The sequence below is a fragment of the Geodermatophilus bullaregiensis genome, from assembly GCF_016907675.1.
Classification (GTDB): Bacteria; Actinomycetota; Actinomycetes; order Mycobacteriales; family Geodermatophilaceae; genus Geodermatophilus; species Geodermatophilus bullaregiensis.
On record NZ_JAFBCJ010000001.1, the window covers coordinates 839,870 to 857,476 of the forward strand.

General features: G+C 76.5%; 20 protein-coding genes and 1 pseudogene. 8 read left to right on the plus strand and 13 right to left on the minus strand.

Going from position 1 to position 17,607, the window contains the following annotated elements:
- Positions 1-5 precede the first annotated feature (5 nt).
- From JOD57_RS03870 to JOD57_RS03895, 6 genes are all read right to left on the minus strand, one after another.
- A complete protein-coding gene (locus tag JOD57_RS03870) occupies positions 6-1,196 on the minus strand; it encodes a CpaE/TadZ family protein (RefSeq protein WP_204690687.1) in 1,191 nt (396 codons plus the stop codon).
- The gene (gene cpaB, locus JOD57_RS03875) at positions 1,193-1,939 is read right to left on the minus strand and encodes a Flp pilus assembly protein CpaB (protein ID WP_204690688.1); all 747 of its coding nucleotides are present in this window, start codon (positions 1,937-1,939) and stop codon (positions 1,193-1,195) included. Before cpaB ends, JOD57_RS03870 begins: the two co-directional genes overlap by 4 nt.
- Positions 1,940-1,947: 8 nt before the next feature.
- Positions 1,948-2,919: a pilus assembly protein TadG-related protein gene (locus JOD57_RS03880; RefSeq protein ID WP_307824443.1), complete on the minus strand. Its 972-nt coding sequence runs from the start codon at positions 2,917-2,919 to the stop codon at positions 1,948-1,950.
- Complete coding sequence (locus JOD57_RS03885) at positions 2,907-3,293, minus strand: TadE/TadG family type IV pilus assembly protein (RefSeq protein WP_204690689.1); 387 nt, start codon at positions 3,291-3,293, stop codon at positions 2,907-2,909. The genes JOD57_RS03880 and JOD57_RS03885 overlap by 13 nt, the downstream gene beginning before the upstream one ends.
- Positions 3,294-3,388: 95 nt before the next feature.
- A complete protein-coding gene (locus JOD57_RS03890) occupies positions 3,389-3,598 on the minus strand; it encodes a Flp family type IVb pilin (RefSeq protein ID WP_204690690.1) in 210 nt (69 codons plus the stop codon).
- 183 nt (positions 3,599-3,781) lie between these two features.
- A complete protein-coding gene (locus tag JOD57_RS03895) occupies positions 3,782-4,453 on the minus strand; it encodes a prepilin peptidase (RefSeq protein WP_204690691.1) in 672 nt (223 codons plus the stop codon).
- Positions 4,454-4,693: 240 nt separating this feature from the next.
- Between JOD57_RS03895 and JOD57_RS03900 the strand changes: the two genes are divergently transcribed.
- Complete coding sequence (locus tag JOD57_RS03900) at positions 4,694-5,563, plus strand: alpha/beta fold hydrolase (protein ID WP_204690692.1); 870 nt, start codon at positions 4,694-4,696, stop codon at positions 5,561-5,563.
- A gap of 20 nt (positions 5,564-5,583) precedes the next feature.
- Positions 5,584-5,910: a hypothetical protein gene (locus JOD57_RS03905; protein WP_204690693.1), complete on the plus strand. Its 327-nt coding sequence runs from the start codon at positions 5,584-5,586 to the stop codon at positions 5,908-5,910.
- Between the two features lie 81 nt (positions 5,911-5,991).
- Here the strand turns inward: JOD57_RS03905 and JOD57_RS03910 are convergent, their stop codons facing one another.
- From JOD57_RS03910 to JOD57_RS03920, 3 genes are all read right to left on the minus strand, one after another.
- Positions 5,992-6,831, minus strand: a complete 840-nt coding sequence (locus tag JOD57_RS03910; protein ID WP_204690694.1) for an alpha/beta fold hydrolase — start codon at positions 6,829-6,831, stop codon at positions 5,992-5,994.
- Entirely contained in the window at positions 6,831-7,589 is a 759-nt protein-coding gene (locus JOD57_RS03915) for a hypothetical protein (protein WP_204690695.1), read from the minus strand. Before JOD57_RS03915 ends, JOD57_RS03910 begins: the two co-directional genes overlap by 1 nt.
- A 187-nt stretch (positions 7,590-7,776) precedes the next feature.
- Complete coding sequence (locus JOD57_RS03920) at positions 7,777-8,376, minus strand: hypothetical protein (RefSeq protein ID WP_204690696.1); 600 nt, start codon at positions 8,374-8,376, stop codon at positions 7,777-7,779.
- A 159-nt stretch (positions 8,377-8,535) separates the two neighbouring features.
- Here JOD57_RS03920 and JOD57_RS03925 point away from each other — a divergent pair, with 159 nt between their 5' ends.
- A complete protein-coding gene (locus tag JOD57_RS03925) occupies positions 8,536-9,144 on the plus strand; it encodes a GPP34 family phosphoprotein (protein WP_204690697.1) in 609 nt (202 codons plus the stop codon).
- Between the two features lie 133 nt (positions 9,145-9,277).
- Here JOD57_RS03925 and JOD57_RS03930 read toward each other — a convergent pair whose 3' ends face one another.
- Positions 9,278-9,439, minus strand: a complete 162-nt coding sequence (locus JOD57_RS03930; protein ID WP_204695056.1) for a hypothetical protein — start codon at positions 9,437-9,439, stop codon at positions 9,278-9,280.
- On the opposite strand from JOD57_RS03930, the pseudogene JOD57_RS27195 reads away from it, so the two are divergent.
- A pseudogene (locus JOD57_RS27195) lies at positions 9,438-9,629 on the plus strand (hypothetical protein); the annotation flags it as partial. The gene JOD57_RS03930 and the pseudogene JOD57_RS27195 overlap by 2 nt on opposite strands.
- 317 nt (positions 9,630-9,946) lie before the next feature.
- Here the strand turns inward: JOD57_RS27195 and JOD57_RS03935 are convergent.
- Complete coding sequence (locus JOD57_RS03935) at positions 9,947-12,478, minus strand: polynucleotide kinase-phosphatase (protein WP_204690698.1); 2,532 nt, start codon at positions 12,476-12,478, stop codon at positions 9,947-9,949.
- The gene (locus tag JOD57_RS03940) at positions 12,475-13,926 is read right to left on the minus strand and encodes a 3' terminal RNA ribose 2'-O-methyltransferase Hen1 (protein WP_204690699.1); all 1,452 of its coding nucleotides are present in this window, start codon (positions 13,924-13,926) and stop codon (positions 12,475-12,477) included. Before JOD57_RS03940 ends, JOD57_RS03935 begins: the two co-directional genes overlap by 4 nt.
- Before the next feature lie 191 nt (positions 13,927-14,117).
- Here JOD57_RS03940 and JOD57_RS03945 point away from each other — a divergent pair, with 191 nt between their 5' ends.
- Both JOD57_RS03945 and JOD57_RS03950 read left to right on the plus strand, forming a co-directional pair.
- Positions 14,118-14,885, plus strand: coding sequence for a DUF6544 family protein (locus JOD57_RS03945; RefSeq protein ID WP_204690700.1), 768 nt, complete (start codon positions 14,118-14,120; stop codon positions 14,883-14,885).
- 206 nt (positions 14,886-15,091) lie between these two features.
- The gene (locus JOD57_RS03950; RefSeq protein WP_204690701.1) at positions 15,092-15,745 is read left to right on the plus strand and encodes a hypothetical protein; all 654 of its coding nucleotides are present in this window, start codon (positions 15,092-15,094) and stop codon (positions 15,743-15,745) included.
- 92 nt (positions 15,746-15,837) lie between these two features.
- Here the strand turns inward: JOD57_RS03950 and JOD57_RS03955 are convergent, their stop codons facing one another.
- The gene (locus tag JOD57_RS03955) at positions 15,838-16,323 is read right to left on the minus strand and encodes a hypothetical protein (RefSeq protein WP_204690702.1); all 486 of its coding nucleotides are present in this window, start codon (positions 16,321-16,323) and stop codon (positions 15,838-15,840) included.
- Positions 16,324-16,538: 215 nt separating this feature from the next.
- Between JOD57_RS03955 and JOD57_RS03960 the strand changes: the two genes are divergently transcribed.
- Both JOD57_RS03960 and JOD57_RS03965 read left to right on the plus strand, forming a co-directional pair.
- Positions 16,539-17,012, plus strand: coding sequence for an SRPBCC domain-containing protein (locus JOD57_RS03960; RefSeq protein WP_204690703.1), 474 nt, complete (start codon positions 16,539-16,541; stop codon positions 17,010-17,012).
- A 118-nt stretch (positions 17,013-17,130) separates the two neighbouring features.
- Entirely contained in the window at positions 17,131-17,565 is a 435-nt protein-coding gene (locus JOD57_RS03965; protein WP_204690704.1) for a nucleotidyltransferase domain-containing protein, read from the plus strand.
- Positions 17,566-17,607 lie beyond the last annotated feature (42 nt).

The following is a 17,607-nucleotide window of genomic DNA, read 5'->3' on the forward strand; positions in this document are numbered from 1 at the left end:
GGAGGTCACGACGCCGCCCGGTGCTTGGCGCGGTAGCGGCCGGGCCGCACGATCGGGGTCGCCGCGAAGCGGGACACCAGCCGGCGCAGCTCCTTGACGACGGGCTCCCGGCCGCCGCTCTGCAGCAGCGGGACGCCCTGGTTCGTCGAGGCGGGCACCGACGAGGACCGCGGCAGGACGACGTCGACGCCCGTGCCGATGGTGGTCTCCACGGCGCGCACCGACAGGCCGCCCTTGGGGTCGGCGAGGTTCATGACCACGTGCCGGCCCGCCGGGATCATGCACAGCTCCCGCAGGACGTCGAGCTCCTTGCGCAGGCCGCGCACGCCCGGGACGTCCATGCTGCTGAGCATCACCACGTCGGTGGCGCGGTCGAGGGCGGCCAGCGTCTGCTCCGACAGCCCCGGGGCGGTGTCGACGACGACGTAGCGGAACTCCCGCGCGAGCGAGGCGAGCAGCTGGCTGACGTCGGCGGCGGTGACCGCGTCCCCGGCCGCCGGGGACTCCGCGCCGCAGACGGCGTAGAGGCCCGAGGGGTGCTGGGTGAGGAAGGTCTTGAGCACCATCGTGTCCTGGCTGGCCGGGCCGTGGACGGCGTCGGGCAGCGTGTACTCCGGGGTCAGGCCCAGGGCCGAGGCGACGTCGCCGAACTGGACGTCGAGGTCGACCAGCACCGTCGACTGCGGCGCGGCCGCGGTCAGCCCGATCGCCAGGTTGGTCGACACGGTGGTCTTGCCGACGCCGCCCTTCGGCGAGGCCACGGTGATGACCCGGCCGGTGTAGCGGGCGGTCTCCTCCACCGGGCGCAGGACGCGGCGGCGGCCCGTGGCGGCGGCCGCGGCCCGCTCGATCGCGGCCCGGAGGTCCTCGACCCCCGCCTCCGGCGCCAGCAGGTCGCGGATGCCGGCGCGCATGGCGGCCTGCCACAGCTCCGGCGCCGGCCGGGCCACCAGCACGACGCTGATGCCCGGGCACTGCACGTCCAGGCGGGCGGCCAGCGACAGCGCCTCGTCGGCCGCCGCGTCCGGCCCCACCACGAGGACGTCGGGCAGCTCGCCGTCCCAGAGCTGCTCGAACAGGCGCGCGGGGTCACCCGGCAGGCGGCCGGGCGGCAGGACGTGCACGTCGCCGTCGGCGGCGGCCAGCACGCGGCCGCACAGCTCCTGGTCGGCGGCGGCGAGGACGATGCGGCTCACTTCTGCTCCCGGGCGTAGACGTCGGTCGGGGTGAGGACGCCGGTGCCCCCGGTGTCCGCGGTCGCCGGCTCGAGGGAGAGCCAGAGGGTCCCGTGCTCGGCGCCGAAGACGACGGTCTCGGCGTCCTGGGCGGGCAGCGCCAGGGTGACCAGCAGGCTCCCGGTGGGGACGGCGTCGCCCTCGTCGGTGCTCGCGCTCTCGGTGTCGGCCGTGGCGCCGGTCCAGGTGCCCGCGACGCGGGTCACGAGGACGTGGTGCAGCACGGCGTGGGTGGTGGCGGTGCCGTCCTGGAGGACCAGGGAGAGGTAGACGCCGACGGTGTCGCCGGCGACCAGCCGCCCGCCGGCGGCCCGCTCGGGGGACAGCAGGACGCTGATCTCCTCGGCGCCCCCGGGGACGGCGACCGTGCCGGGCTCGCGCAGGTCCTCGGGGTCGCTGAAGCGCGCGGCCAGCAGCTGCTCCCCCGGCTGCAGGTCGACGTCGGCGACCCGGCCGGCCAGCTCCGCGAGGTCCTCGACGCGGCCCTCGGCGGCGGCCTTCGCCGGCAGCAGCTCGGCGCGCACCAGGTCCCCGACCTCGTCGGCCGGCGTCCCCGCGGGGATGGGCCGGTCCACCACGAGGACCTGCACGGTCTGCACGCCCTCGAGGGCGCGGGCGTCGGCGCCCCGGACGTAGGCGACCAGCACGACGGTGCCCACGAAGGCCAGCAGCAGGGCCCCGAGGGCGGCGAGGAGTCGTCTCATGGGCACACCTATCGGATGAGTCGGAGGACGGCGGAGCCGAGATCGGGGGCGTCGGGGTCGAGGGTGAAGTCGTCGGAGAGCTCGACGAAGCGGGTGAAGTAGCCGGTGATGCAGCGGTCGTTGCCGGTGCAGGGCCGCGGGCTGGTGCTGAACTGCCCGCCGAGGTGGAAGCCGGTGATCCGGAAGGCCGCGTAGCCGTGGACGCGGTACCAGGCGTTGCTGCCGGTGTCCCCGAACTCGTCGAAGATCGGCAGCAGCACGGTGCGGCCCAGCCAGCGGGTGAAGTCCGCGGTCGAGCAGTCGGCCGGCGGGCTGTTGCCGGTGGACGACGTCGAGCGGCCGGCCACGGCGCTGCTGGCCCGGCACTGGCCCGGGTCGGTCACCAGGTAGCCGAAGCCACCCGGGACGATGTTGCGCGACGGCCCGGTGCAGTCGGTGGTGCCGGAGGTCTTGGTCAGCCGGATGGTGCGCACGGTGGTGCCCGAGGGCAGTCCCCCGCCGGTCTGCTGGGCGAACTCGCACCAGGAGAAGGTCAGCGGCAGCACCGCCGTCCCCCCGCCCGGAGCGCCCCAGGCCACCGTCGCCGTCGCCGAGACCGCCGTCGCGTCGATGCCCAGGACCGGGGCGAACCAGTGCTCGGTCGGCTGGTTGCCGGTGACCGTGACGCTGGTCGGGCGGCTGGAGAGCACCGGCGGCGCGGCCGTGGCCGTGCCGGCGTTGGCGGCCACCAGCGTGGCGGCGGTGGCCCGCACGTCCCCGCAGGCGCCTCGGGCGCAGTCCTGGGCCACGGCCAGCGCGGCGGCGTCGGCGGCCACCTGCAGCCGCGACTTCTCCGCGTACACGGCGCCGACGTCGACCGCGATCGCCGCGAAGCCGAGCATCGGGACCATGAGCAGGCTCAGCAGCACCGCGCTGGCCCCGCGCTCGTCGTCGAGCCGGCCCCGCAGGCGGCGGAGCGGGTGCCCCGTCAGCCGCCGCACCGCATGACCCCCGTCCCGGTCAGGTCGACGGAGGCGCCGAGGAAGCCGGTCAGGAAGGGCATGTCGTAGTCGACGGTCAGCCGGACCAGCGTGGAGCCGGTGCCCTGGGGGCAGCTGGCCGGGGTGATGACGATCTGGGCGTCGGTGACGGCCGGGTCCAGTGACGAGGCGGCCGAGCGGACGGCGTCGCGGGCCGCGGCCGGGTCGTTCTGCAGCGCCATGAGCCGGACGCCCTCCCGGGCGGCCGCCGACAGCGTGCCCTGCACCTGGAAGCCGCGGCCGAACTCCACGATGCCGAGCACCAGGAGGACCAGCAGCGGCACGATGAGCGCGAACTCGACGGCACTGGCCCCGCGCTCGTCCCGCATCGTCATCTCGGTCCTCCTCCCTGGGTGCGCTCCGGCGCAGCGGCCCCGTGCGGAACGGGGCCGCTGCGCCGGGCAGCGGACGGTTCGGTCGCGGGCAGCGGTCAGGCGGCGGTGCCGGGCAGCTCGTCGACGATGTCCTGGAAGAGGCTGCCGAGCTCCTGACCGAGGGTGGCGACGATGGTGATGATCACGACCGCGATGAGGCCGACCAGCAGGCCGTACTCGACGGCGGTGGCACCCTTCTCCTCCTGCGCGACGCGGTCCTTGGCGAGGGCGACGAGGGTGACGAGGGTGGCGAACGGGTTCTGCACGAGGACTCCCTGTGGGTGGAGCCGGCTGGCACGGGTCGGCTGACCCGCCCTCGCGGCTGTGCTGACGCTGTCGCCACGACGGCCCGGCGACTTGAGGGACCGCCACCCCATGGGAGGACGGGGACCACCCCGTCGGCCGACCGTGGACCCGCTGCGGTCACGCACGGTGACCGGATCAGGACGTCAGACGAGGACGGCCGGCCACCCGGCGGCGAGCGCCGTCCCGACGAGGAGCGCCGGCCCGAAGGGCAGGTCGCTGCGCAGGCCGACCCGGCGCAGCGCGAGCAGCACCAGGGCCGCGGCCGCCTGGACGACGAACCCGGCGAGCACCCCGAGCACCAGGGCCGGCCAGCCCAGCCAGCCGAGGTAGAGCCCCAGCAGGGCCCCCAGCTTGACGTCGCCCATGCCGAGCCGGCCCGGCGCGAGCAGCGCCAGGCCGAGGAGGACGGAGAAGAGCAGCACCGCCCCGGTGACGGCGCGCAGGAGGTCCGGCCAGGTCCCCGGCCCCACGACGGCGACGGCGAGCAGCGCGACCGCCCCGGCGGTGGCGGGCAGCAGCACCCGGTTCGGCAGCACCCGCTCGCGCAGGTCGAGGACGCCGAGCAGGACGCCGGCGGCCGCGAACCACAGCCAGGCCGGCAGCTCCGCGGTGGGACCGAAGCGCAGCGCGGCGAGGACGAACAGGGCCGCGGTCGCTCCCTCCAGGACGCCGCGGGGTGCCGCTCCCCCGCGGCCGCCGAGGACGCCGCCGACGGTCGCCGGCCGGGGCCACGGGAAGCGCGCCGCGGCCCGGTCGACCAGCGCACCCGCGCCCGCACCGAGCACCGCCGCGACGACCAGCACCGGACCGGTCACGGGGCGGGCCGGGAGCTGCGGGCGGACACGCCAGCACGGTGGCACAGCGCCGGGGCCGGCCCCGTCCACCGGCGGGGCTCCGGTCCCCGCGTCGTCCCGGTCGTCACGGACGGCGCAGGCGCCCCACCGCGCGGCGCGGCGGAGGCACCGGCCGGCGAGGACCGCTCCCGAGCCGTTGCCCCGCAGGGGCCGGCGGTGCGAGGTTGACGACGACCCGACGGCCACCGGCAAGGAGGACACGTGGACACCGCGGCCCCGGCACCCCGACACCCGGCCGCGCACGCGGTCCGGCTGCCCGACGGCCGCGACCTCGCCTGGTCGGAGTGGGGCCCGCCGGAGGGCCGGCCGGTGCTGTTCTGCCCGGGCGCGGGGATGAGCGGCGTCCTCGGGTTCGGCGCCGACGTCCTGCCCGGGCTGGGGTTGCGGGTGCTGGCGCTCGACCGGCCGGGACTCGGCCGGTCCACGCACGACCCGGCGAAGACCTACGCGACCTGGGCCGCCGACGTCGGGCACCTCGTGGGGGCGGAGGGGCTGCGGCACGTGCTCGCCGTCGGTTTCTCCCAGGGGGCGCCGTTCGCGGTGGCGCTGGCCGGCGCGGGACTGCTGGACGCGGTGGCGCTGGTGGCCGGGCAGGACGACCTGCGCGCCCAGCGGCACCTGCTGGTGCCCGAGGTGGCCGCGATGCTCGACGCGGTCGACGCCGACCCCGGCGGCTTCGAGCGGGAGGTCGCCGAGCGGGCCGACGCCGCCTGGCTGTGGCAGGTCATCGAGGCCACGGCCGCGCCCCGGGACCGCGCGCTGTACGCGACGACGCCGCTCGGTGCCGCCGTCCGCGCCGCCCTCGAGGACGGCTTCCGCCAGGGCGCCGCCGGCTACGCCCGGGACCTGCGGATCGCGCTGGGGCCCTGGCCGGTGCGGCCGGAGGACCTCCGCACGCCGGTGCACCTCTGGTACGGCGCCGACGACACCAGCACCGTCCACTCGCCCGACCGCGGTCGCGCGCTGGGGCGGCGCATCCCCGGCGCGCGGCTGACCGTGCTCGACGGCGAGGGCGGCGCGCTGCCGTGGACGCGCCCGCGGGAGGTGCTCACGGCCCTCGCCGCGGTCTGAGCGCCGCTACGGTCCCGGGCGTGCACGTGGTCCGTGGTCTGCGTCAGGCGCTGGTGCTGCTGGCCGGTGGAGCGGTCGTCGCCGTCGCCGCGGCCGGTGTGTGGACGGCGGTGGCCGACGGCGGGTTCCGGTCGAAGCTGGGGCTGTCCCTCGTCGCCGTGGGCGGCCTGCTCGCCCTGCTGGGCGGATCGGTGGTGTCCCGGGCGGGGACCTCCGACGTCCGGGCGTTCCTCGGGCTGGGACCGGAGGCCGACCAGCCCGACCTCGTGCCGGCGCTGGGCCCGCTGGGCGTCTTCCTGTTCGTGGCGCTGCCGCTCGCCGTCGTGGGGCTGGTGCTCGCCGGCTGAGGCCGGGTCGTCGGCCGTCCGAGGTCGCCGTCGCCACGGCCGGCCCTGACGGCCACACCGCCCCCACGGCCTGGTGGGCGGTCACCGCGGCGACCCGGCGAGGAACGGGTCGACCGCCGCGCGGAAGGCAGCCGGCTGCTCGACCCACGGGAAGTGGCCGCAGTCGTCGATCACCGCGACGCGCCCGTGCGGGAACAGGTCGGCCACCGCGAGCACCGGGGCCAGGCCGGTGACGGCGTCCTGCGCGCCCGCGACGACGAGCGTGGGCGCGTGGACGGCGCGCAGCCGATCGAGGAGGTCGGCGGGTCCCTCGCCCGCGAGGAAGGCCCGGGCCGCCGCGAGGGAGTACCGCACCGCACCGGCGTGGGCCTGCGTCGTCGCGTCCCAGCGCGCGTACCCGAGGGCCGCGGTGGCGAGGCGCCAGGTGGCGAACGCCCCGTCGCTGCCGAGGTCCGGGCCCTCCTCGGCCGCCGCCGTCGCCGCCCGGAACGCCGGGTCGCCGGAGCGGGCGGCCGCGATCCGCGCCGCGTCCGAGGGGACGTCGACGAGGTGGTCGGCCGGCGGGGTGAGGAGCACGAGGGCGGCCAGGCGGTGCGGGTACCGCGCGGCGTAGGCCACGGCCAGGCGGGTGCCGGCCGAGTGGGCGACCAGCGTGCACCGGTCGAGCCCGAGGGCGGCGCGCAGGGCGTCGACGTCGTCGGCCTGCTGCCACCGCGAGGTCAGCGGGGCGTCGGCCGAGCGGCCGACGCCCCGCAGGTGCGGCACGACCAGGCGGTACCGCTCGCCCAGTCCGGCCAGGTCGCCGAGGTAGGACGGGTGGGCGGCCGCGCCGCCGGCCAGCACGACCAGCGGTGGCGCCGCGTCCGCGCCCAGGACGTCGTGGTGCAGCGCCGCGCCGTCGGCGCCGCGGTACGCCGGCATCAGCGCCGTCCCGCCGTCGCGCGGCCGTAGCCGACGTGCAGCAGGCCGTCGTCCACACCGGTCAGCCGTCCGCCGGCGGCGGCCACGGCCTCCGCGGCGCGGGCCAGCCGCTCGTAGGCGGCCGCCGCGTCGGGCAGCGTCCCGGCCCGGTCCGCGGCGTGCCGGAAGGTCAGCGCCTCGACCGTGCGGACGAGCGCGCCGTCCTCGACGGCGTGGACGTGGAGGGCGCTGCCGTCGGCGACGAGGTCCGCGCCCGGCCCGACCCGCGCCGGCGCGACGCCCCAGCGGCGGGCCCCGAGGTCGGCCGCGGAGACCTGCGGGGCCAGCTCGCCGAGGAGTCCCGGCCGCACCGCCGGGCCGTCCACCTGCCGCAGCACTCCCCCGGTCCAGGCGAGCACCGGCGTCCGCGCGGCCGCGCCGAGGTCGAGGACGTCGTCGCCGGTGACCGGCGGCTCGTCGACGAGGCGCACCCGCCAGCGCAGCACGGGAGGGGCTCCGGCGGGTGGGGGCGGGGCCACGGCGCCGCGGGCCCGCTGCCGCCGGGACGGCCGGGTGGCGAGCAGGTGGCCGTCGCGCATCGGCTGGGCCAGGGTCCAGCCGGCCGCGGCGGCCGCGCGCAGCTCGTCGGTCAGGCCGCGCAGCGCGGCGACGACGTCGTCCAGGGTGCGGACGCCGTCGAGCTGCCAGCGGTGCTCGGTCTCGTGGCGGGAGCCGGACCACGGGGACGGTGGCCGGGCAGGTCGGGGCGGGTTGGTCATGCGCGTCCTCGCGCGGACGGCACCCGTTCCGGCGGGGAGCCGGCAGCGGGCTGCCGGGCCGGCGCCGGGCGGAGGCCGACTCGCGGGTCCAGGGCCGGCGGGTGTCCCCGGGCGGGGTCCGGCGCCGACCCCTCCATCCTGGCACGGCCGGCCGGTCGCTCTCCTGCCCGTTGCGCAGGGGTGCCGATCAGGACGGGACGAGGCCCGCGTCCGGAGCCGTGCGCGCGAGGCCGAGCTGGTCCATCGCCTGCTCGTAGCACTCGTGGAGGAGGACCAGCCGGTCCACCAGCCGGGCCACCCAGGCCGGGGACGTGGTGACCGGCGTCGGCTCGAGCATCACCGACCAGAAGAGCCGGTCGAGCTCCCTGCCGGAGTCGTACCAGCGCCACTCCCGCGGCGGGACGTCCACGCCGAGGGCGGCGGTGAACCGGCGCGCGACCGTCTCGCGCAGGGTGCCGACGGTCTCGGCGTACCCGGGGAGCGCGCGCACGTCCCAGTGCAGCGCCGCCCGCCCGGTCCGTCCGCGGGGGCGGACGGCGAGCGGCTCGGGCACCGCGAGGCCGATGGCGCGCCCCAGGAGGGGCACCAGTCGCCGGCGGTCGGCGTTGGACAGCCGGTCGTTGGCGTGCCGCAGGACGGCGGCGAGCTCGCCGTCGACGCAGGCGGGCGCGTCGCTGAACGGCTCACCGGCCAGCAGGGCCGTGTACTCGAGGAAGCAGGCTCCGCGCGCCGGGCTGCGGTGCCTCCCTCGACCGAGGACCGGCAACCCCTCGGGCACCTGGGACATGGTCGACCGCCTCCGCGAGGACGCATCCGGGGACGCCGTCGTCCCACGGTGGGACGAGCGTAGGCGCGGGTGGCCGCACCTTCGCGTCGATCACTCCTGCCGTCACCGACGCGTCACCGGGGACTCCCGCCCACCGGGCTCTCCGGGCACCATCCGGGTGTGGACGACGACTGGGACGACTCGGTGTCGATGCGCCTGGCCTGCCTGGCGCTGGACCGCGGCCGGCTGACCGACGACCTGGTGACCGCCCTGGCGGTGCGCGGCGCGCTGCTGGTCGACCTCGGCCTGCGGGGGCGGGTCAGCGACACCGACGACGCCGTCGAGGTCGACGACGCACCCACCGGCTTCCCGCCGGCCGACCGGCTCCTCGCCGGGTGGGCGCCGTCGCTGACCGAGCTGCTGCGCCACGGTGCGGTGGACCAGCAGGACCTGGCCGCCGAGCACCTGCGCCGCGGCTCGTGGGTCCTGCGCCGGCGGTGGCCCGGACGGCGCTACGACGACCACCGGGCCGAGCGGACGGCGGCGGACGAGCGGGCGCTCGAGCTCCCGGACCGCGACTGGACACCCGCGGACGCCGCCCTCGCCGCGATCGCGGGCACCCTGGGCCTGCTCGGCACGCCCCGCGAGTGGCCCGCCGAGGAGCTGCTCGCCCGGACCGGGCCGGTGCGCTGGCTGGTCGACCTGGTGGTCGAGGAGGTCGACCGCGCGGTCACCCGCGGGCAGGCCATGCGGGGCGCGGTCACCTTCGCCGACGGCACCCCCGGCTGACCGCCACGGCGGACCTCGCGACGTGCACGCGGCGCGGGAAGCCACCACGGCGGGACCGGACACGGCCTTGCCGCCACTCGCCGGCCACACCGGGCGGGCCGCCCGTCGGTGCGGGAGCCTGAGCCGTGGACTCCTACACGCCCTCCCAGCGCGCCTGGCAGGAGCACTTCGACAGCGTCGCGCTGGCCGACCGGGTCGAGCAGGCCGTCGTCGCCGACCACGTCGACGACTCCCACGGCGGCTTCATCGCCTCGCGGGACTTCTTCTTCCTGGCCACCGTGGACGCGGCCGGCATGCCGACCGTGTCCTACAAGGGCGGGCCGCCCGGCCTGGTGCGGGTCGTCGACCCCGGCACGCTGGCCTTCCCCGACTACGACGGCAACGGCATGTTCCTGTCGATGGGCAACATCAGCGACTCCGCCAGGATCGGCATGCTGTTCATCGACCTGGAGACGCCCAACCGCGTCCGGGTGCAGGCGACGGCGCGCGTCTCCGCCGACGACGACCTGCTCGCCGCGTGGCCCGGCGCCCGCCTGGTCGTGCGCGCCGCCGTCGAGAAGGTGTTCCACAACTGCGGCCGCTACGTCCACCGGCACGTCCGGGCCGCCGACTCGCCGTACGTGCCCGACGCGGCGGCGAGGCCCCCTACCCGGCGTGGAAGCGGATCGACGCGCTGCAGGACGTGCTGCCGCCCCCCGACCGCGGCCGGGCACAGCAGGAGGGCGGCGTCATCACCTTCGGCGACTACCTCGGCAAGCTCTCCACCGGGGACTCCTGACCACCCGGGCCGAGGGGTGACGGCTCACAGGCGCGGGTCGACCGGTTCGGACTCCAGCGCGAGGACGGCGAAGACGCACTCGTGCACCCGCCACAGCGGCTCACCGCGGGCCGCCCGCTCCAGCCCCTCCGTGCCGAGCGCGTACTCCCGCAGGGCCAGCCCGCGCTTGCGCCCGAGGAACCGCTCGCGCAGCCGGTCGAGGTGCCGCGGCTCGGTGTAGTCCGGCCCGTACACCAGCCGCAGGTACTCGCGGCCGCGCACCTTGAGCCCGGGCTGCACGTACCCCTTCGTGCCGCGGGTGAGGTTGGCCGCGGGCTTGACGACCATCCCCTCGCCGCCGGCCGCGGTCAGCTCCTCCCACCACGTCGTCGCGGCGGCCTCGCTCGCCGGGTCGGTGACGTCGACGGCCAGCGAGCGGGTCGCGCGGACCAGCCCGGGATCGGCCTCGGCCAGCCGGTCGGCGAGGGACAGGTGCCAGGCGTGCGGCCGGTCGGCGTACGTCGCGCCGGCCGTGGCGAGCACCTGGAACGGCGCGATCGAGACGCCGCAGAGCCCGTCGGTCGGCCAGCAGTAGCGCCGGTAGACCTCGGTGAACGACCCGGCGTCGTCCGCCCGCCGCCGCTGCCGGTCGAGCAGGTCCCCCACGTCCAGACCGCGCGCCGCGGCGGCCTCCAGCGCCGCGACGGCCGCGGGCAGCGCCGTCCGCGCGGCGGCCCCGACGGCCGCGTACTGGCTGCGGACCAGGTCGCCGGCCTTGGCCGACCACGGCAGCAGCTCGGCGTCGAGCAGCAGCCAGTCGGAGCCGCACTCGTCGAACAACCCGGCCTCCTGCGCCGCGGCCGAGAGCCGGGCCGAGAACGCGGCCGCGAGGTCGCCGGCGAGGAAGGACCGGCCGGTGCGGGTGTGCAGCACCCCGGAGCCGTCCCGCCGCACCAGCGCCACCGCCCGGGAGCCCATGTGCTTCTCCTGGCAGACGACCTCCGCCACGCCCTCGCCGCGGTAGTACGCGAACGCCTCCGCGGGGTGCTCGAGCAGTCCGGGCCGGGTCGACGTGGCCGAGGGGCTCATCGTCGGCGGCAGGTACAGCAGCTGCTCCGGTGCGACGGCGAAGCGGCTCATCACCTCGATCGCCGCCGCGGCGTTCTCCTCCCGCACGGTCACCCGCCCGGCCAGCCGGGTCTCGACGACGCGCTTGCCGAGCACGTCGTCGACGTCCAGGACGCCGTCCGGACGGGTCGCCCCGGCCGGCGGGGCGGCGTCCTCCACGGTCGGGAACGGGCGGGCCGGCGCGTAGTGGGTCTGCCGCGCCGCGACGCTGACCAGCTCCCGCTCCGGGTAGCGCAGCGCGGTCAGCCGGCCGCCGAACACGCAGCCGGTGTCCAGGCAGAGCGTGTCGTTCACCCACTCCGGGGTCGGCACCGGGGTGTGCCCGTAGAGCACCATCGCGCGGCCGCGGTACTCCCTGGCCCAGGGATGGCGCACCGGCAGGCCGAACTCGTCGGTCTCCCCGGTGGTGTCGCCGTAGAGCGCGAAGCTGCGCACCCGGGCGCTGGACCGGCCCTGCAGCGACTCCGTGAGCCCCGCGTGCGCGACGACCAGTGCGCCGCCGTCGAGCACGTAGTGGCTGACCAGGCCGTCGCAGAAGGCCTCGACCTCCCGGCGGAAGTCCTCGTCCTCGGCCTCGAGCTGGGCCAGCGTGCGCTCCAGGCCGTGCGTGACCTGGACGTCGCGGCCGCGCAGGGCGCGGACCAGCTTGTTCTCGTGGTTGCCGGGGACGCACAGCGCGTGCCCCGCGGCGACCATCCCCATGACCAGGCGCAGCACGCCGGGTGAGTCCGGACCGCGGTCGACGAGGTCGCCGAGGAAGACCGCGCGCCGGCCCCCGGGGTGGACGGCGTCGACCGCGCGGCCCCGCTCGTCGCGGCGCAGCGCGTAGCCGAGCTCCCCGAGCAGGTCCTCGAGCTCCTCGCGGCAGCCGTGCACGTCGCCGACCACGTCGAACGGGCCGGTGTCCTCGCGCCGGTCGTTGTACTGCCTCTCGTAGGTGACGACGGCGCGCTCGACGTCGTCCGGGCCGAGGACGTGCACCTTGCGGAAGCCCTCGCGGCCCAGCCCCCGCAGCCCGCGCCGCAGGTCGGCGCGCTGCCGCTGGACGACGCCGGGCGGCAGGTCGCGGTCCGGACGCTCCGCGTTGCGGGCCAGGCACACGCCCTCCGGGACGTCGAGGACGATCGCCACGGGCAGCACGTCGTGCTCGCGCGCCAGCCGCACCAGCGACGCGCGGTCCTCGGCCTTGACGTTGGTGGCGTCGACGACCGTCAGCCGCCCGGCGCGCAGCCGGATCCCGGCGATGTGGTGCAGCAGCGCGAAGGCGGCCGGGGTCGCCGACTGGTCGTTCTCGTCGTCGGCCACCAGGCCGCGGCAGAAGTCACTGGAGAGCACCTGGGTCGGCGCGAAGTGCCGGCGCGCGAAGGTGCTCTTGCCCGAGCCGCTCACCCCGATCAGGACGACGAGGGACAGGTCGGGGACGGCGAGGGTGCGGGGTGCGCCGGTCATGCCGCCACCTCCGCGGCACCGCGGGTGAACACGGCCATCTGCGACGGCCGGCCGACCTCGGGGTCGTCGTCGCCGACGCCGAGCAGCCGGACGGTGTACCCGTACCGCTCCCCCACCGCGGAGGCCCACGCGGCGAACTCCGCGCGGGTCCACTCGAAGCGGTGGTCGCGGTGCCGGAACACGCCGGCCGCCAGCCCCTCGAAGCGCACGTTGTACTCGACGTTGGGCGTGGTGACGACGACGGTCGCCGGCGCGGCGGCACCGAACACCGCGTGCTCGAGCGCGGGGAGCCGGTCGGGGTCGAGGTGCTCGACGACCTCCACGAGCACCGCCGCGTCGTAGCCGCGCAGGCGGGCGTCGGTGTAGGTCAGGCCGCTCTGCAGCAGCCGGACCCGGGCGCGCTGCCGCTCGGGCATGCGGTCCAGCCTCAGCCGGCGCGCGGCCACCTCCAGCGCCCGGGCGCTGACGTCGACGCCGAGCACCTCGGTGAACGCCGGCTCGGCCAGCAGGGCGGGCAGCAGCGCGCCGGCGCCGCAGCCGAGGTCGATCACCCGCTGGGCGCCCGCCGAGCGCAGCGCGGCGAGCACCGCCCCGTGCCGCTGCAGCGCGAGGGGCACCGGCCGGTCGGTGGCCTCGTCCCCGGGAGCCGGCCCGCCGGCGGCCGCGAGGGGCGGGGCGGTGGCGTCGTCCAGGGTGTCGGGCTCGGCGTCGTCGACCTCGGCCAGCCGCTCGATGGCCCGGCGGGTCAGCGCGGCGCGGTGCTTGAGGTAGCGGCTCGTGATGAGGTCCCGGTCCGGGTGGCCGGCCAGCCAGCCGCCGCCGGCGCGCAGCAGCTTGTCGACCTCGTCGGTGCCGATCCAGTGGTGCTTGGCGTCGTCGAGCACGGGCAGGGCGACGTAGAGGTGGTTGAGCGCGTCGGCGAGGCGGAGGTCGCCGGTCAGCCGCAGGTCGACGTAGCGCGAGTCGCCCCACTCGGGGAACCGGTCGTCGAGCGGCACCGGGGTCGCCTCGACCGCCCAGCCGAGCGGGACGAAGAAGCGCTGCGCCATCTCGGCGCCGCCGCGGCAGGACAGCGCGGGGACGTGCACCTCCAGCGGCAGGGCGACGTCGACCAGCCCGGGCCGCTCCCTGCTGACGCCGCGGCGGGCGCTGGCGAAGGCCCTGCCGAGTGCGACGGCCAGCAGGCTGGACGCGGCGTAGGGCCGGTCGTTGACGTACTGCGCGAGGGCCGCGCCCTCGGTCCCGCCGGCGCGGGCGGTGCGCACCAGCCCGACCGGGTCCACCTCGAGCAGCAGCGCGACCGTGCACCGCCGGTCGGTCGCCTCCGGGTAGAAGACGTGCGCCGTGCCGGTCGAGACCTCCACCTGCTGCGCCCGCGCGGGGTTCTTGTGCAGCAGGAACCCGAGGTCGGTGGCGGGCACGTGCGTGGTGGACAGGGTGACGAGCACGCCGCAGTGTCACCGACCCGGAGCCGCTGGTCGACCGGGTTGTGACCCTCGGGGTGCCCCCGCCCCGACCGGACCGACCCGGCCCTGCGTCCAGCCCACCACGACCGAGGCCGCGAGCGCCGGGCGGTGTCACCGGGGCGGACGGGGTCGGCCACTAGCGTTCGGGGGATGACGGGTGTCGGGAGGGACGGGTGAGCCCTCTGCCGGTGCCAGGAGCGGCCCGCCGCGTCCGCCGGGACTGGGCGCTGCTGACGGGCGGCGGCGAGCCGGCGGAGGTGTTCGACCCGTCGATGGTCGCCGACCTGCCGGAACCGGCGCGCCGCTGGCTGGTGCACGCGATCACACCGGGGACGCCGCTGTGGGGGTCGGTGGTCCTGACCATGCGGGGTGAGATCCGCCTGGGCGCCTGGCGGCCCTTCACCGCCCGGCAGGTCCTCGCTCCGCCCCGCGGGTTCGTCTGGGCCGCGAGGGCTCGGTTCCTCGGCCTGCCGGTGACCGGCTTCGACCGGTACAGCTCCGGTTCCGGGCAGATGGACTGGCGGCTCGGCGGGCTCGTCCCCGTCATGACCGCCACCGGCTCCGACGTCACGCGCAGTGCCGCGGGGCGCCTGGCCGGTGAGACGGCACTGGCGCCCACCACCTTCCGCGCGGCCACCTGGACCGCCGGGGCCGACGAGGACCGCACCGTGGTGACCTGGCGCATCGACGACCACGAGGAGCGCGCGGAGTTCCGGGTGGATCCCGACGGACGGTTGCTCGAGGTCACGATGCAGCGCTGGGGCGACCCCGACGGCGTCCCCTTCGGGCGGCATCCCTTCGGCGTCGCCATCGAGGCCGAGGACACCTTCGGTGGCGTGACCATCGGCTCGGTGTTGCGTGCCGGCTGGTGGTGGGGCACCGACCGCCAGCCCGAGGGCGAGTTCTTCCGGGCCCGGATCACCGGAGCCCGGTTCCGCTGATCGGCAGGACGCACGGCCGCGGCAGGACCACCCGCCGGCCGGACCACGTGCGTGGACCCGCCGAGGTCGCGGTGGACGTGCGGACCCGCTCGCGGCGGCCGAGGACAACCGCCCGGACCGTTCAACGGATCGCACCGGCGCCCCGTACACCCGTGTGACTCGCACAGCCGGGTCCGGCCGTCCGGCCGAGAGCAGAGGAGTTCGTCATGCGACTCGCCTTCCGCACCGCAGCAATCGCCACCTTCAGCATCGCCGCCATGGGCCTGGGGACCCCGCTCGCACTCGCCCACGGCGGCGACGGCGACAGCGGCAGCACCAGCAGCGGGGGGAGCTACGGCGCCAGCTACGACCGCGGCGACGGCCGCGACGGCGTCCGCGCCGCCTCCTACGTCAACCGCGACACCGGGGCGCCGACGGAGAACCCCGACGTCGACCGCGGCTCCTCCTGCGCCGACCCCGACCAGCGGGACCGGCAGCGGCTCAGCGACCCCGGCGCCACGAACCGCAACGTGCACAACGACGCCTGCTTCCTCGACCGGCAGGGCCAGAAGGTGAACGGCCCGGCCTCCTTCCAGAGCTCCGGCGTCGGCTCCATCAGCGCCTGCCCCGACCCCGACGGCGCCGCGGGACCCGAGTACTCACGGCTCAGCGACACCAACGGCGACGGCCGCAACGACCTCTGCTTCCAGTCCAGCTACCAGATGACCGGCGCAGCGGGTGACCTCGAGTTCCACGCCCGCTTCAACAACAGCACCACGGCGGGCACCCAGTACGTCGTCTGGTGCGCCGACGCCGACGCCAACGGCTGCCGCGACGAGCGGGTGAAGGACGACGTCACCATCAAGTGGACCAACGCCTGAGGTGACAGCAGCCGCGTGAGCGGCTCCGACCGCTGACACCCGGCGGGGTCGACGGCCTGGCTGCCGGCCCCGCCGACCGGGCGGTCGACGACTCAGCCGCTGACCACGTCGAGGGTGAGCGTCCCGGTGTCGTCCCCGAACTCGACGAGCAGACCGTCACCGTGCGCGGTCCGGTAGGTCCCCGACCCCCCGGTGATGGCGAAGACCTTCTCGGGGGGCGGCGCGTTCAGGAAGGCGAAGGTGATGGTGTCCTCCTCGCCCGACCGGACGGCACCGGTGCAGTTGGCGAGGGGCGTCGCGTCGATGACGACGCAGCTCCCGGCCATGTCACCGACCTGCTCGCCGTCCTGGAGGAGGACGTCGTCGAAGACGATGACGTCACCGGCCGAGAGGCCGGGCTCCCCCAGGTCGACGAGGGTGAACGGGCTGAACTCGACGTCGAACTCCAGGGTGGTGGTCTCCTGGCCGTGACCTCCACCGGGGTCGTCCGCGCCGGCACTGGCCACGGCCCCGGGGACGAGCAGGGCTGAGGCCACCACCACGGTCCCGACCGCCACGACGCGCCGCGTGCGCTGCATGCTGTCCTCCTCACCGGGGGCGCACCGTCGCCCCCTCACCAGGGCCTGCACGGAGGGGGGAGGCTCCTCGCGGCACCGCCGCGGAGTCAACGACCGCGGCGGTCCCCCCGCAGGGGCGCAGCGCGGCGGTCACCGCCCGGGTCCGCCCGTGGCCGCTGGGCGCACCGGGCCGGCCGTCCTAGGGTGAGCGATCACGGTGCGCTCACCATCAGGAGATGACGTCGATGACCGCCGAGCTGAGGACGTTCGTCGACATCGACGCCACACCCGAGCGGGTGTGGCACGTGCTGACCGACCTGCCTGCCTATCCGGAGTGGAACCCGTTCATCACCAGGGCCGACGGGGCGTTCGTCGTCGGAGGTCGGCTGTCGGTCACCGTGCCGCCGGTAAACGCCTTCGTGCAGCCGCGACCGCGTCCCAAGGTCCTGGAGGTGGTCCCCCTCCGGCGGCTGCGGGTGAGGAGCGGTCTGGACATGCTGCGCACACCGGGCCTCTTCAGCGTCGAGGTCACCGTGACCATCACCGAGCACGACGGGGGTGTGCGGCTGTGGTGGCAGGACGAGTTCCGGGGACTGCTGGCACCCCTGCTGATCCGCTCCCTGAACCGTCACCGGCTGGCCGCCTTCAACGCCATGACCGCCGCACTCAAGGCCCGGGTCGAGGGCTCGCCGGAGCCGCGTCCCGGGTGAGGAGGACTGTCCCTGGTGGGCCGGCTCCGCGGCACCCGGCCTGCGCGCAGCGGACGCAGCCGCCTCGACACCAGCGGACCGGACAGTGACCTGTCCAGCCGTTCCCCACCGTGCTCCGGTGGTCAGCCCCGAGCGCGTCACCGAGGTGGCGGCGGTCCTGCAGCACCTCACGCGCTGGGCACGGCGACGGGTGGACGTGCGCGCCCTCGCGCTGGTCGGCTCGTGGGCCCACGGCACGCCGCATCAGGACTCCGACGTCGACGTCGTGCTGCTCACCGGCGCGCCCGAGCACTACGTCCACCGCGACGACTGGACACCCGACCTGGGCGGCGTCCGACTCGTCAGGACGCTCGAGTGGGGAGCGGTCACGGAACGGCGATTCGCTGTCCGCAGCGGCCTGGAGATCGACCTCGGCGTCGGCACGCCCGCGTGGGCGTCGGTCGACCCCGTCGACAGCGGCACCCGGAGAGTCGTCTCCGACGGGATGCGGGTGCTCCACGACCCCGACGGGCTGCTGACGCTGCTCGCCGCTCGGCTGCAGGGGCGTCCCTGAGTCGGCCGCGCAGGGAGACGGGCCGCACCGGGCCCGCGGTCG

Excerpts from the sequence above, each read along its gene's own strand:
- cpaB (WP_204690688.1), bottom strand. The coding sequence starts at position 1,939 with ATGAGACGACTCCTCGCCGCCCTCGGGGCCCTGCTGCTGGCCTTCGTG.
- JOD57_RS03915 (WP_204690695.1), bottom strand. The coding sequence starts at position 7,589 with ATGACCAACCCGCCCCGACCTGCCCGGCCACCGTCCCCGTGGTCCGGC.
- JOD57_RS03930 (WP_204695056.1), bottom strand. The coding sequence starts at position 9,439 with ATGCCGGCCGCGTCCACGGTGGCCAGGAAGAAGAAGTCCCGCGAGGCG.
- JOD57_RS03910 (WP_204690694.1), bottom strand. The coding sequence starts at position 6,831 with ATGCCGGCGTACCGCGGCGCCGACGGCGCGGCGCTGCACCACGACGTC.
- JOD57_RS03955 (WP_204690702.1), bottom strand. The coding sequence starts at position 16,323 with ATGCAGCGCACGCGGCGCGTCGTGGCGGTCGGGACCGTGGTGGTGGCC.
- JOD57_RS03960 (WP_204690703.1), top strand. The coding sequence starts at position 16,539 with ATGACGTCGATGACCGCCGAGCTGAGGACGTTCGTCGACATCGACGCC.
- JOD57_RS03935 (WP_204690698.1), bottom strand. The coding sequence starts at position 12,478 with ATGACCGGCGCACCCCGCACCCTCGCCGTCCCCGACCTGTCCCTCGTC.
- JOD57_RS03950 (WP_204690701.1), top strand. The coding sequence starts at position 15,092 with ATGCGACTCGCCTTCCGCACCGCAGCAATCGCCACCTTCAGCATCGCC.
- JOD57_RS03885 (WP_204690689.1), bottom strand. The coding sequence starts at position 3,293 with ATGACGATGCGGGACGAGCGCGGGGCCAGTGCCGTCGAGTTCGCGCTC.
- JOD57_RS03920 (WP_204690696.1), bottom strand. The coding sequence starts at position 8,376 with ATGTCCCAGGTGCCCGAGGGGTTGCCGGTCCTCGGTCGAGGGAGGCAC.